Below are 12,504 nucleotides of genomic sequence, written 5' to 3'. Positions count from 1 at the left end.
TGGATCCCTGTGGGAGCTGGCTTGCCAGCGATGGCGGTATATCAGGCGCTACTTTCCTTCAGGTTTCGCAGCCGGCTGCCACAAAATTTCCGCCACCCCTTGCCGCCGCGCAATCAACCGCGCCACAACAAACAGCAAATCCGACAACCGATTGATATACGCCAGGCCAACCCCGGCCAATGGCTCAACCGAGTTCAAATGCTGACAGCGGCGCTCGGCACCGCGCGCCAGACTGCGGCAGACATGCGCTTGCGCAATCAGCATCGAACCGCCGGGCAAGATGAAGTTTTCCAGCGGCCCCAGCTCTTCATTCCATACATCGATCGCCGCTTCCAGCCGCTCGATTTCAGCCTCGTTCAACGCCTGGTATTCCGGCATCGCCAGTTCACCGCCGAGGTCGAACAGGCGATGCTGACACGGCGCCAGCACGTCGATGATTTCATTCAGCCCCGGATGCACTGCGCGCTCGGCGAGCAAACCGGCTAGCAGCACGCCGACCTGACTGTTCAGCGTATCGACCTCGCCGATCGCCTCGATGCGCGGGTGATCCTTGGGGACGCGGCGGCCGTCACCGAGGCCGGTCTCGCCTTTGTCGCCGGTGCGGGTGTAGATCTTCGACAAGCGAAAGCCCATGGGTTACCTCGGTAATGAATTGGTTTCGGTGGTCAATGGCGCCGGTTGCGCCAGCGGCAAACGCAGGGTGAAGCAAGTGCCCTGGCCGGGCGCCGACTGCACTTCCATCTGGCCCTTGTGGTTGTTGGTGATGATGAAGTACGACACCGACAGACCAAGCCCCGTGCCCTGGCCGATTTCCTTGGTGGTGAAGAACGGCTCGAAGGTACGCTTGCGCACGCTCTCGCTCATACCGATGCCATTGTCTTCGACCTGAATCTCGGCCCATGGCGGATTGAGTCTTGTGCGCAAGATGATCCGGCCCGGCTCGCTGTCGTCTTCACGCTGGTGAATGGCCTGGGCGGCGTTCTTCAGCAGATTGAGCAACACCTGTTCCAGCTCGTTGGCGGTGCCCGGCACGGGCCCGAGGGCTGGGTCGAACTGGCGGATGATCGCCTGGCCCTTGAAGTCGAAACCGATGGCCAGATCGAAATCGTTGCCGGCGATTTCCACGGCTTGGTCGATCAGCGCCGGTAGATCGCACGGCGCCATTTGCCGGGTGCTGCGGCGGCTGAAGCTGAGCATGTGCGTGACGATTTTCGCCGCGCGGGCGCCGGCCTGTTGAATGCCGTCGAGCAATTGCGGGACTTCGCGGCCTTGCAGGTAGCGGTTCACCGTGTCCAGTTCGATGCCCAGTTGTTCGGCAGTCTCGATGTTCTTCGGCAGATCCGCCGACAGACGCCGGCGAATGTTCTGCACGTTGTGCAGGATCGCGCCGAGCGGGTTGTTGATTTCGTGGGCCATGCCGGCGGCGAGGCCACCGACCGAGAGCATCTTCTCCGACTGCACCATCATTTCTTCCAGCGACAGACGCTGGGTGATGTCGTCGATACGGATCACCACGCCACGCCCGGCCCCGCCCATCAGCGGATAAAACGTCAGCGCATAGTGTTTGGGTTCATCGTCCTTGAACCAGGTCACCCGGTCGACTTTGGCCACGGTGTGCTGCTCAACGGTAGCCTTGAGCTGCGGCAAGAATGGCTTGAGCGGCTCGAAGGCGAGGAAGATCGGCTGGTTCAGCGCCTCGTCCAAGCGGGTGCCGGAGAGCGCGCTGGCCTCCTGGTTCCACTGGGTGACGTAGAGTTGCTCGTCGAGGGCGATCAGCGCCGAGGGCATCGAGTCGATGATGCTGTTGAGGTAGTTCTGGAAGCCGGTGAGCTTCTTCTCGATCTTGCTGCGCACCTGGACTTCCAGCTCCAGTTTGCGGTTGGTGTGACGGGTTTCCTCGGCCAGCCCCTGCGCCTGATCGTAGGCAGCCTGCGAGTCGTCGCGGGCGCGTTTGAGTTGCTGCTCGCGGGCTTCGATGCGCGAAAGCATGGTGTTGAACGCCTCGGCCAGACTGCCGATTTCGTCGTGATTGCCGCGCGCGGCGCGCAGGGCGTAGTTCTCTTCGCGGGTGACCTGCCGCGACAATTCCTCAAGTTGATGAATGGGGCGGGTAATCAGACGTTTGATCTGCCGGGCAATCACCAGCCACAACAACACACTGAAAATCAGGATGCCGAGGCTGGCGGTCAGGGTGCCGGTGTAGAACGCCATCGGCAGTTCGCTACTGGCGACCAGCAACAGATGTCCCGGCGCCGCACCGGGACGGGGCAGGGTGATCAGTTGATTGCTGCGAAACTCGGTAAGCTGCCAGGCTTCGACATGCCGATAGCGCTCCGGCAAGTGAAGTTTGTCGCCGCGCTGCACCTGCGCCAGACGTTCACCCTTGCCGTCGTACAGGGCAGCGGCGCGCAACGGTGAATAACTGTCGAGCTCCTTGAGCAGACGTTCGGCGCTGCGCGGTGATTCCAGCGCATCGCTGACCAGACTCGGATTGGCAATCAGCCGGCCAATGGTCTGCAGGGCCTGTGGCGCCATGCTTTCCTGGGAAATGTAATAGGCGGCGCTGATAAAGGTCAGGTTGGCGACCAGCAGAACCGTGGTCAACAACACCAGCAGGGCGGCCAGCAGTTTCTGGCCGACCGGCAGGTTTTCAAGGCGCTGGCGCAATGGCATCAGGTTTATCGCAGCAGGGGAACAAGTCGTCAGCCTAGCGGCTGCTCAGTCGCTGGGCAATCCACGCTTGTGCAGATGAGCGATCAGACGTTGCTGCAACTGGTGCAGATGCGGCAGATGCAACTGATGGCGCTCGGCGACTTTACATGCGTGGCCCAACAGATAGCTGATCTCGGTGCGGCGCTGGTTGGCGACGTCCTGATACATCGAAGAATAATTGGCGGCGGTGGCGTGGATCACTCGTTCGACTTCCGCCTGCAGGTTTTCCGCCGCCGCAGGTTGGCCGCAGCGCTCCAGCAATTCAGTCAGTTCGGCGCAGAGCGTGGCGACTTCGCAATGATGCTCGCTCAGCCCGCCGTTGCGGCAGTCGTGGAGCACGGTCAGCGGGTTGATCGCACAGTTCAGCGCCAGTTTGCGCCACAGCCGAGTGAGGATGTCAGCGTTCCATTCATGGGGAATGTTCGCCACTTGCAGTTCATCCAGCCAGACTGGCGCCAGCGGATTCGCGCCATCGCCCAGCCAGTTGAACCCGTGACCAGCAAACACCACGCGCCAATCGCCATCGCGGAACGCACCCTCGGTACTGGACGCACTGATACAGCGCGCCTGTGGCACCCGCGCGGCGACGGCGTCCTGACTGCCAAGGCCGTTTTGCAGCAGGATCAGTTCGGCATCCGGAGCGAGACGTGAAGCGAGGCGGGCGACGGCCTCTTCCGCGTCATAGGCCTTGCACGCGACCAGCAATCGGCGAATGGGCTCGGGGCTGTCCGGGGTTTCGCCGGGAACTGCATAGGTGTGAGCTTGTCCGTTCTCTACCAGGGTTAATCCGCCCAGTGCCTCGTAGCTTTGCATGCGTGCCGCATCGCGCAGGATCAGTCGCACAGGCAAACCGGCGCGGGCCAGACGTGTCGCCCAGAGTGTGCCGAGGCTGCCGGCGCCAAGTACGTGCCAGGTGGTCGACATCAGTTTTTTGCTCGATTGCTTGCAGGCATGTGCGGCTCGCCGTATCGGTAGGAAAAGACCCGTTATAATGAGCCCGATTTTAACCGCAAGCCAAGCGCGCTCCATCCACATCGAGCGCGCCTTTTTTATTGGAGAGATTACATGCCGTCGTTCGACGTGGTATCCGAACTGGACAAACACGAACTCACCAACGCGGTCGAGAACGCCGTGAAGGAACTCGATCGTCGTTATGACCTGAAAGGCAAAGGCAGCTTCGAGTTCAAGGAAAAAGACCTGACCGTCAGCCTCACCGCCGAAGCCGCTTTCCAGCTCGAAGCGATGATCGAAATCCTCAAGCTCGCGCTGACCAAGCGCAAGATCGACGTGCAGTGCCTCGAGGTCAAGGATGCGTACGCTTCCGGCAAGCTGATGAAGCAGGACGCCATCCTCAAGGAAGGCATCGACAAAGAGCTGGCGAAGAAGATCGTCGGCCACATCAAGGAAGCCAAGCTCAAGGTCCAGGCCGCCATTCAGGGCGAGCAGGTGCGTGTCACCGGCAAGAAGCGCGACGACCTGCAGGAAGCCATCGCGGCCCTGCGTGCCAAGGAATTCGGCATGCCGCTGCAGTTCAACAACTTCCGCGACTAAGCTTGGTCTGAAGGCTATGTGGGAGCGAGCCTGCTCGCGAATGCGGTGTTTCATTCAGCGAAGAGTTGACTGACACACCGCTTTCGCGAGCAGGCTCGCTCCCACAGTTGTTTTGTTGTTTTGAATACACCCGGGAAGCCGGAAATCAGGAGATAGAACATGGATTTGAATGCGGAAGTGGACCACCTGGTCAAGGCGTCCCAGGCGTGGATCCCGATGATCATGGAATACGGCAGCCGCGTACTGCTGGCAGTGATTACCCTGGCCATCGGCTGGTGGCTGATCAACAAGGTCACGCAAAAACTCGGCGGTCTGCTGGCGCTGCGCAATGCTGACCTTGCCCTGCAAGGCTTCATCAGCAGCCTGGCCAACATCATTCTCAAGGTGCTGCTGATTGTCAGCGTCGCGTCGATGATCGGCGTCGAAACCACGTCATTTGTCGCGGCCATCGGTGCTGCGGGTCTGGCAATCGGTCTGGCCTTGCAAGGCAGCCTGGCCAACTTCGCCGGCGGTGTGCTGATTCTGCTGTTCCGTCCGTTCCGTATCGGTGACTGGATCGAAGCCCAAGGCGTGGCGGGCACTGTCGACAGCATCCAGATCTTCCACACCGTGCTGCGCACCGGCGACAACAAGACCATCATCGTGCCCAACGGCAACCTGTCGAACGGCATCATTACCAACACCAACCGTCAGCCAACCCGCAAAGTGGTATTCGATGTGGGCGTGGATTACGAGGCGGATCTGCAGAAAGCTCGGCAGGTGCTGCTGGATCTGGCCAAGGATGCCCGCGTCATGCAGGATCCGGAACCGCAAGCGGTGATTTCGACGCTGGGTGACAGTTCGATCACGGTGTCCCTGCGCGTCTGGGTTAAAACCGCAGACTATTGGGATGTGATGTTCATGTTTAATGAACAGGCGCGTGATCGTTTGAAGGCTGCCGGGATTGATATTCCATTTCCGCAGCGAGTTATACGTGTAGTGCAGGAATCGGCGGCGCAATGATAGGTTGCTAGCTAAGTAATTATTAGCCGGTCTGTCAATACAGATGAAATAAAAAAGGCCCATCGGAAGATGGGCCTTTTTTCATGCTTTAAAACTAACCACTGACAATTACAAGATGTTCAGCGGGTACTCGGTGATCAGGCGGAACTCTTTGACATCGCCTTCACCTTCGTCGGCGTTGGCCACGTGCCAAGCTTGACGAATGCGGAAGGACAGGTCTTTCGCCGGGCCGCTTTGAACAACGTACTTGGCTTCAAAGTTGGTTTCGTGGTGTTTGCCATCTTCACCATACAGACCGGCATAAGCGCTGCCTGCTGGAGTATTGGTGCCATCAATGTCCCAACCTTTGACGTAACGAACCATGAAGCTCAGGCCAGGCACGCCGTACTCAGCCATTTTCAGGTCGTAACGGGCTTGAACGGATTTTTCGCCTGCACCGTTGAAGTCAGAGTACTGGATCGAGTTGGCCAGGAAGATCGAGTCGCCACCACGGTTGTTCTTGCCCACGCCGATGTAGTCGAACGGGGTGTCGCCGTTGACCTTCTGGAAGGCCAGGGTGAAGGTGTGCGCTTTGAGGAACGACAAAGCGGTTGCCAGCGAGAACGTGGTGTTGCTGATGTCGCCCGCTTCGGCACTACCGGTGTCGGTGGTGCGATAGATGTTGAAGTCGGTGTTCAGCGAAGTATCACCACCGAATGGAGTGGTGAGGTTCACGTTGGCGTAGTACTGGTTCCAGATGTCTTCCAGCTTCGCGCCGTACAGCGATGCACTGAGGTTGTCAGTGATCGAGTATTTGCCACCAAAGTAGTCGATGTTGTTCGCCTCAACACCGGCATAGGTAGCGTAGAGGCCGCCATCACGGGCGTTCTTGTCCTGGCTGGAGCCGGAGTAGAAGTGACCGGCTTCGAGATCCAGGTCTTTCACTTCGCTGCTCTGCAACTGGAAGCCAGTGGCAGTTTGCGGAAGGATGCGCGAACCGCCGACAGCAAACACTGGGGAAGTGCTTGGCTGCATGTCGCCGAATTTCAGTTCGGTCTTGGAAACGCGGAACTTGATGGAAGCGCCTGCCTTGCCCTGACTGTCGTTGACGTCACGAGCGTAGCCGTTGGCCTTGACGGTATCGCTACGGCTCATGTTGCCAGTACCGGAAGTACCGTCACCGCCATCCAGTTTCAAGGCCAGATAGCCGTAGGCATCAATACCTACACCCACGGTGCCCTGGGTATAACCGGAGGTGAAGTTGCCGAGGAAACCCTGGGTCCAGTCTTTCTGGTCGCGGCCACCATTCTTGTTGTCACGGTTGAAGTAGTAGTTCTTCAACGTTTCGGTGAGTTTCGCACCTTCAACAAAACCTTTGGCTTCTGCCTGGTCATCTACGAACGGGGCGGCCGTAGCCAACTGGGAACTGGCTGCTGCAGCAACTGCCAGTGCGATCATGCTCCACTTCATCACGCGCATCGTGATTTGCTCCTTTGGTTTTAGAAGAGTACTGCCGTCCCACCTGTTTTATTATCTGGGCGGCTCTTTCTTTTTGTGTCGGCGCAAACTTATATCACGCCGACAATGTTGGCGATACTTGCGAAACCAACCTTTCAGCTTCTTTACGGCGTTGTCGCAAAAGGAGCGCTGGATGTCGCAAATTCACAGTACCGATGCAGCCGGACTGACAACTTTATCGCTGTTTCCGGACCTCTTGGCATCGCTACAAAAGAGTCCCTGGCAAAACACTTGAATCTCCATCGGGCAACCCTGCCACTGTTTTTATTGGCTTCAGGCGACCACTGCCGCTGGCACGCCTATAGTCCATAACGTTACGAATGCAACAAGCGTGCACAAACCGCAAAAATGTCGCGGTTATTTTTCTGTAGCGCGCCCGCATATGTGAAAACCTTGTGAAAACGGGGCCTCGGGCTTGTTTTGTCACACGCTTGACGTGGTTTGCCCAATGGTGTTGCAACGCACCAAAGGTGCGCGAGACAGCAAAAAACGTTACCGGTTCACCCCGTACTGAGTATTTGGCGGATGCCCGACCCAGTGAGCGTAGACGGGTTGTGCAGTTTTGGTGCAAAAAAATCGACGGTGGGCCTGAGGGTAGTCTGTCCGTCAGAGAGTCGAGGCTCGCTAGATCAAGGAATTTCATGCGACTCTTCACGTCAAGGCTCATGTCATGGCCTAAGTTGGTGCGCGGCGCGGACAGATGTCTCATGTCGAAGCAGCTGGGGATTAACTGCCGGGGCAGCGTGAAGGCCGCTGCATTCGCAGGTATGCTGCCGTCCTGTCGCTTGGCGCGTCGCCTCTTTGGAGCCGCCGCTAAGCTGAGTCATAGGATCAGCCGGGAGTACGTACAGTGTTTGCTTTGGATTCACGACTTCAACAGGACACCCTGGTCATCGGTGACTTTCCGTTGTGCCGGCTGTTGCTGTCCAACGACAGCAATTACCCGTGGTTCATCCTGGTGCCTCGCCGCGAGGATATAAGCGAGTTGTTTCAGTTGGATGTCGCCGATCAGCAGCTGCTCTGGCAGGAAACCACCACGCTGGCCGAGTTGCTCAAGGATTCGTTCGACGCTGACAAGCTGAACGTCGCAACGCTGGGTAACGTTGTCAGCCAACTGCACATGCATGTCATCGTGCGCAAACGCGATGATGCTGCGTGGCCGGCGCCGGTCTGGGGCAGGCATCCGGCCAAGCCGTACAGCGCGGAACAGGTAGCAGCCATTCGCGAGCGCTTGCGTCTGGTGCTGACTGAAGAATTCACCTTTGTGGAGGGCTGAGTCATGAGCCTTGAAGAGCGCGTAACCGATCTGGAAAGCCGTCTGGCCTTTCAGGATGACACCATTCAGGCATTGAACGATGTGCTGGTGGCCCAGCAGAAAGTCATCGAGCGCCTGCAATTGCAGATGGAAGCGCTGATCAAGCGTCACGAAGAAATGGTCGGGCAGTTCGGTGCCTTTGAAGAAGACGCGCCGCCGCCACATTACTGAGCCATTCGGCAGGCATAAAAAAACCGCGAGCAGCCAGGCTGTTCGCGGTTTTTTTGCTTTGGATCAGCGACGCGGCAGGGCGGCGATCACGTCCTCGGCTTGCAGGCCTTTGTCGCGGTTCATCACCGAGAACTCGACGCGCTGGCCTTCGACCAGGACGCGATGGCCTTCGCCACGAATGGCGCGAAAGTGCACGAAAATATCGTCACCGGAATCCCGGGAGATAAAACCGAAACCCTTGGAAGTGTTGAACCACTTCACGGTGCCGGTATCGCGATTGCTCATGTCATAGGTAGTCGGCGCAGCGGCCGGTGACGATTTGTAGAAGCTGATGGCCAGGTGCAGCAGCACGGCAACCAGCGCAATGACCAGGCTGAACAATACGGCCGGCTGGCCAGCGATAACCGGCATCGGCGCGATCAGGGTCAAGGTTTGCAGGACGACGGTCAGTACCAGAAGGGCGCTGACCAGATTTTGCAGATGCTGGCGCGGGCCTTTGTTCCAGTAAGGAATCACTGGAGCGATGACCAGGTTCAGCAGGCCGAAAAAGGCCAGGTAAAGTGCATCGGGCTGTTGCAGGTAAGGAGCGGCTTCGGCTTTCAGGCTGGGTATGAACGACAGCAGCAAGGCTGCTGCGCCCATTAGCAGGTGGACGATTTTCAACATTTTGATTGGCTCACGTTATGACGGCTCACAAGGAAGAGCTGAAGGCGCACGGTTCGCTTCAGGACAAAATAAGAGGCGGTGGACACGTACACGGCATCAGCCTATGCGCAACACCCCGGAAAATAGGGCATGGCGACACACTGCCTATTTAACAGCAAAGCCTGCGGCTACTCAAATCAGCCCGGCCAGCGGCAGGGAAACGGTCGATTTGTCGCAGTCAGGTCACCGATTCATAGCTGCGAGCCGGCGCTTGCCTTGCTAAAGTGGGGGCGAACCTGCTGGATGAATTCACTCATTGTTAGGGGGTAAGCATGGCCATTGATATCGGTATCAGTGAAGAAGACCGCAAATCCATCGTCGAAGGGCTGTCGCGACTGCTGTCGGACACCTACGTGCTGTATCTGAAAACCCATAACTTTCACTGGAACGTCACCGGCCCGATGTTCCGCACGCTGCATTTGATGTTCGAGGAGCAGTACAACGAACTGGCGTTGGCCGTCGACTCAATCGCCGAGCGTATCCGTGCGTTGGGCTTCCCGGCACCGGGCGCCTACGCGACCTACGCGCGTCTTTCTTCTATTAAGGAAGAAGTCGGTGTGCCGAGCGCCGAAGACATGATCAAGCAGTTGGTCGAGGGCCAGGAAGCGGTGACCCGTACCGCACGCGGTATCTTCCCGCTGCTGGACAAGGTCAGCGACGAGCCGACCGCTGACCTGTTGACTCAGCGCATGCAGGTGCACGAAAAAACCGCGTGGATGCTGCGCGCGCTGCTCGAGGAGTGACCCGGCCGCTGCGGACGGCTTGAGGTCGTCCGCACGCTGTCCAGACTCTTACTATTGTCGTTGGCTTATCCTACGAGGCTGGTCAACAAGTCGTATGGCGATAACTTTGTCACTGAGTTTTTATGAAGGCGCAGGATGTTGCCTTATAAATCAGCAGTCATGGCAAAGGAGTGTCAACGCTATGGTAGAAGGAGACAGGCGAAGCGACAGGATGTCGGCTTCGCGGCACGTTATAAAAGTCGATCCGTTTGTCAGCGAGTTCGACATGAATCTGATCCGGCCGTTATCGCGATCGATTCGCCTCAACGGATTTGCGACCTGCCTGCGACTCGAGCAGGTCTACTGGAACATCCTCGGCGGCATGGCCGAGGCCAATCATTGTTCGATCAGCACACTGTTGTCCCATGTCGACCGTGAGGTGCATCTGCGTCACGGCGGGGTGAAGAATTTCAGTGCGCTGGTACGGGTGGTTTGTGTCATGAACGGGATCAAAGAACTCGCACCCGCCGTTTCGCGCTGAAACGGCGGTTGCAATGAGGTTGTGGGCTGTGCAGTGTTACGGCTGCACAGCCCGCATTTAATCGATATAATCCCGCGCTTTCGCCGCAAAGCCCTGCGCGCGGCAGCAATCTGATCGCCGAGACACCCCCATGCCAATGTACGATTACCAATGTGCTTCCTGTGGTCATCAGTTGGAAGCCATTCAGAAGATCAGCGACGCACCGTTGGTCGACTGCCCTGCCTGCCAGGCGCCCGAACTGAAGAAGCAGCTGTCCATGCCGGGTTTTCGCCTCAGCGGCAACGGTTGGTACGAGACCGATTTCAAGACCGGAGCCAAGAAGAATCTGGCCGGTGGCGACAAAGCTGACTAGGGTTCAAACCCTGAACGAACGACACGCGTGAGTGGCCGCCTTGCTTGAAGGCGACAGTTACTCCACCGAATTTCGAATTACGAGAAGCGAACCACACCATGATGCGCAGCCACTATTGCGGCCAACTGAACGAAAGCCTGGAAGGCCAGGAAATTACCCTTTGCGGATGGGTTCACCGTCGCCGCGATCACGGCGGGGTGATTTTCCTCGACATCCGTGATCGTGATGGTCTGGCCCAGGTGGTGTTCGATCCGGATCGTGCCGAGAGCTTCGCCGCCGCCGATCGCGTGCGCAGCGAATACGTTGTGAAAATCACCGGCAAGGTGCGTCTGCGTCCGGCCGGTGCGACCAACGCCAACATGGCCTCGGGCATGATCGAAGTGCTGGGTTATGAACTGGAAGTGCTGAACGAGTCGGAAACCCCGCCGTTCCCGCTCAACGAGTTCTCCGACGTCGGCGAAGAAACCCGCCTGCGCTATCGCTTCCTCGACCTGCGTCGTCCGGAGATGGCCGAGAAGCTGCGTCTGCGTTCGCGCATGACCACCAGCATCCGCCGCTTCCTCGACGAAAACGGTTTCCTCGATGTCGAAACTCCGATCCTGACCCGGGCCACCCCGGAAGGTGCGCGGGACTATCTGGTGCCGAGCCGTACCCACGCCGGTTCGTTCTTCGCCCTGCCGCAATCGCCGCAGCTGTTCAAGCAACTGCTGATGGTGGCCGGCTTCGACCGTTACTACCAGATCGCCAAATGCTTCCGTGACGAAGACCTGCGTGCCGACCGTCAGCCGGAATTCACCCAGATCGACATCGAGACCAGTTTCCTCGATGAAAAAGAGATCATGGGCCTGACCGAGCAGATGATCCGCAACCTGTTCAAGGAAGTGCTGAATCTGGAATTCGGCGAATTCCCGCACATGACTTTCGAAGAAGCCATGCGCCGCTACGGTTCGGACAAGCCGGACCTGCGTATTCCACTCGAACTGGTTGACGTTGCCGACCAGCTCAAAGAAGTTGAATTCAAGGTGTTCAGCGGCCCGGCCAACGATCCGAAGTGCCGCATCGCCGCACTGCGCGTTCCAGGCGGGGCGAGCATGCCGCGCAAGCAGATCGACGATTACACCAAGTTCGTCGGCATCTACGGTGCCAAGGGCCTGGCGTACATCAAGGTCAACGAGCGTGCTGCCGGTGTTGAAGGTCTGCAATCGCCGATCGTGAAGAACATTCCTGAAGACAAGCTCAACGTGATCCTCGATCGCGTTGGCGCAGTCGATGGCGATATCGTGTTCTTCGGTGCCGACAAGGCCAAGATCGTCAGCGAAGCCTTGGGCGCGCTGCGGATCAAGCTCGGTCACGACCTCAAGCTGCTGACCTGCGAGTGGGCCCCAATGTGGGTCGTTGACTTCCCGATGTTCGAAGAGAACGACGACGGTAGCTTCTCGGCGCTGCACCACCCGTTCACCGCACCGAAGTGCACCCCACAGGAACTCGAAGCCAACCCGGCCGGCGCACTGTCCCGTGCGTACGACATGGTGTTGAACGGCACCGAGCTGGGCGGCGGTTCGATCCGTATTCACCGCAAGGAAATGCAGCAAGCGGTATTCCGCCTGCTGGGCATCAACGAAGCGGAACAGGAAGAGAAGTTCGGCTTCCTGCTCGACGCGCTGAAGTACGGTGCACCGCCGCACGGTGGTCTGGCCTTCGGTCTGGACCGTCTGGTGATGCTGATGACCGGCGCCCAGTCGATCCGTGAAGTGATCGCCTTCCCGAAAACCCAGAGTGCTGCCGACGTGATGACGCAGGCTCCGGGCGTAGTGGATGCCAAGGCATTGCGCGAGCTGCATATTCGCCTGCGCGAAACGCCAAAGGCTGAGTAAGACGGGCCTGAAGGCGCATCTTCGGATGCGCCTTTTTCTTTCTCAGGTCGAATTTTTCAATT

The 12,504-nt window shown here is 58.4% G+C and carries 13 protein-coding genes; 8 read left to right on the top strand and 5 right to left on the bottom strand.

Annotation, left to right across the window (positions count from 1 at the left end):
* Positions 1–48 precede the first annotated feature (48 nt).
* From LJU32_25675 to LJU32_25665, 3 genes are read right to left on the bottom strand one after another with little or no spacing between them, the layout of a single operon-like run.
* Positions 49–633, bottom strand: a complete 585-nt coding sequence (locus tag LJU32_25675; protein ID WKV88698.1) for a cob(I)yrinic acid a,c-diamide adenosyltransferase — start codon at positions 631–633, stop codon at positions 49–51.
* A gap of 3 nt (positions 634–636) precedes the next feature.
* Positions 637–2,673, bottom strand: coding sequence for a HAMP domain-containing protein (locus LJU32_25670; protein ID WKV88697.1), 2,037 nt, complete (start codon positions 2,671–2,673; stop codon positions 637–639).
* A gap of 45 nt (positions 2,674–2,718) precedes the next feature.
* Complete coding sequence (locus LJU32_25665) at positions 2,719–3,636, bottom strand: putative 2-dehydropantoate 2-reductase (GenBank protein ID WKV88696.1); 918 nt, start codon at positions 3,634–3,636, stop codon at positions 2,719–2,721.
* 141 nt (positions 3,637–3,777) lie between these two features.
* On the opposite strand from LJU32_25665, the gene LJU32_25660 reads away from it, so the two are divergent.
* Both LJU32_25660 and LJU32_25655 read left to right on the top strand, forming a co-directional pair.
* A complete protein-coding gene (locus LJU32_25660; protein WKV88695.1) occupies positions 3,778–4,263 on the top strand; it encodes a YajQ family cyclic di-GMP-binding protein in 486 nt (161 codons plus the stop codon).
* Positions 4,264–4,422: 159 nt separating this feature from the next.
* On the top strand, positions 4,423–5,265 hold the full coding sequence (locus LJU32_25655) for a mechanosensitive ion channel family protein (GenBank protein ID WKV88694.1): 843 nt from the start codon (positions 4,423–4,425) through the stop codon (positions 5,263–5,265).
* A gap of 108 nt (positions 5,266–5,373) precedes the next feature.
* Here LJU32_25655 and LJU32_25650 read toward each other — a convergent pair whose 3' ends face one another.
* On the bottom strand, positions 5,374–6,723 hold the full coding sequence (locus LJU32_25650; GenBank protein WKV88693.1) for an OprD family porin: 1,350 nt from the start codon (positions 6,721–6,723) through the stop codon (positions 5,374–5,376).
* Between the two features lie 889 nt (positions 6,724–7,612).
* Between LJU32_25650 and LJU32_25645 the strand changes: the two genes are divergently transcribed.
* Together LJU32_25645 and LJU32_25640 are read left to right on the top strand one after the other, a co-directional pair.
* Positions 7,613–8,038 (top strand): HIT domain-containing protein, encoded by a 426-nt coding sequence (locus tag LJU32_25645; GenBank protein WKV88692.1) that lies wholly within the window; start codon positions 7,613–7,615, stop codon positions 8,036–8,038.
* A 3-nt stretch (positions 8,039–8,041) separates the two neighbouring features.
* The gene (locus LJU32_25640; protein WKV88691.1) at positions 8,042–8,248 is read left to right on the top strand and encodes a SlyX family protein; all 207 of its coding nucleotides are present in this window, start codon (positions 8,042–8,044) and stop codon (positions 8,246–8,248) included.
* Positions 8,249–8,311: 63 nt separating this feature from the next.
* On the opposite strand, the gene LJU32_25635 is transcribed toward LJU32_25640, so the two are convergent.
* Positions 8,312–8,533, bottom strand: coding sequence for a cold-shock protein (locus LJU32_25635; GenBank protein ID WKV91201.1), 222 nt, complete (start codon positions 8,531–8,533; stop codon positions 8,312–8,314).
* Between the two features lie 692 nt (positions 8,534–9,225).
* Between LJU32_25635 and LJU32_25630 the strand changes: the two genes are divergently transcribed.
* The 4 genes from LJU32_25630 to aspS all read left to right on the top strand — a co-directional run bounded on the left by LJU32_25630 (position 9,226) and on the right by aspS (position 12,442).
* A complete protein-coding gene (locus LJU32_25630) occupies positions 9,226–9,696 on the top strand; it encodes a DNA starvation/stationary phase protection protein (protein ID WKV88690.1) in 471 nt (156 codons plus the stop codon).
* A gap of 181 nt (positions 9,697–9,877) precedes the next feature.
* Positions 9,878–10,216, top strand: a complete 339-nt coding sequence (locus tag LJU32_25625) for a ribbon-helix-helix domain-containing protein (protein ID WKV88689.1) — start codon at positions 9,878–9,880, stop codon at positions 10,214–10,216.
* 130 nt (positions 10,217–10,346) lie between these two features.
* Positions 10,347–10,568, top strand: a complete 222-nt coding sequence (locus LJU32_25620) for a zinc ribbon domain-containing protein (GenBank protein WKV88688.1) — start codon at positions 10,347–10,349, stop codon at positions 10,566–10,568.
* Between the two features lie 98 nt (positions 10,569–10,666).
* Positions 10,667–12,442 carry an aspartate--tRNA ligase gene (gene aspS, locus LJU32_25615; protein ID WKV88687.1) on the top strand — a complete coding sequence of 592 codons (1,776 nt, stop codon included), beginning with the start codon at positions 10,667–10,669 and terminating at the stop codon, positions 12,440–12,442.
* Positions 12,443–12,504 lie beyond the last annotated feature (62 nt).

It is taken from the genome of Pseudomonas sp. B21_DOA (assembly GCA_030544685.1).
GTDB lineage: Bacteria > Pseudomonadota > Gammaproteobacteria > Pseudomonadales > Pseudomonadaceae > Aquipseudomonas > Aquipseudomonas fluorescens_AO.
Note: the sequence above shows the minus strand (reverse complement) of the source record. Positions and strands in the feature narration are given on the sequence as shown.

Coding starts and splice junctions, on each gene's coding strand:
- LJU32_25675 (WKV88698.1), bottom strand. CDS start 633: ATGGGCTTTCGCTTGTCGAAGATCTACACCCGCACCGGCGACAAAGGC.
- LJU32_25670 (WKV88697.1), bottom strand. CDS start 2,673: ATGCCATTGCGCCAGCGCCTTGAAAACCTGCCGGTCGGCCAGAAACTG.
- LJU32_25665 (WKV88696.1), bottom strand. CDS start 3,636: ATGTCGACCACCTGGCACGTACTTGGCGCCGGCAGCCTCGGCACACTC.
- LJU32_25660 (WKV88695.1), top strand. CDS start 3,778: ATGCCGTCGTTCGACGTGGTATCCGAACTGGACAAACACGAACTCACC.
- LJU32_25655 (WKV88694.1), top strand. CDS start 4,423: ATGGATTTGAATGCGGAAGTGGACCACCTGGTCAAGGCGTCCCAGGCG.
- LJU32_25650 (WKV88693.1), bottom strand. CDS start 6,723: ATGCGCGTGATGAAGTGGAGCATGATCGCACTGGCAGTTGCTGCAGCA.
- LJU32_25640 (WKV88691.1), top strand. CDS start 8,042: ATGAGCCTTGAAGAGCGCGTAACCGATCTGGAAAGCCGTCTGGCCTTT.
- LJU32_25635 (WKV91201.1), bottom strand. CDS start 8,533: ATGAGCAATCGCGATACCGGCACCGTGAAGTGGTTCAACACTTCCAAG.
- LJU32_25630 (WKV88690.1), top strand. CDS start 9,226: ATGGCCATTGATATCGGTATCAGTGAAGAAGACCGCAAATCCATCGTC.
- LJU32_25625 (WKV88689.1), top strand. CDS start 9,878: ATGGTAGAAGGAGACAGGCGAAGCGACAGGATGTCGGCTTCGCGGCAC.
- LJU32_25620 (WKV88688.1), top strand. CDS start 10,347: ATGCCAATGTACGATTACCAATGTGCTTCCTGTGGTCATCAGTTGGAA.
- aspS (WKV88687.1), top strand. CDS start 10,667: ATGATGCGCAGCCACTATTGCGGCCAACTGAACGAAAGCCTGGAAGGC.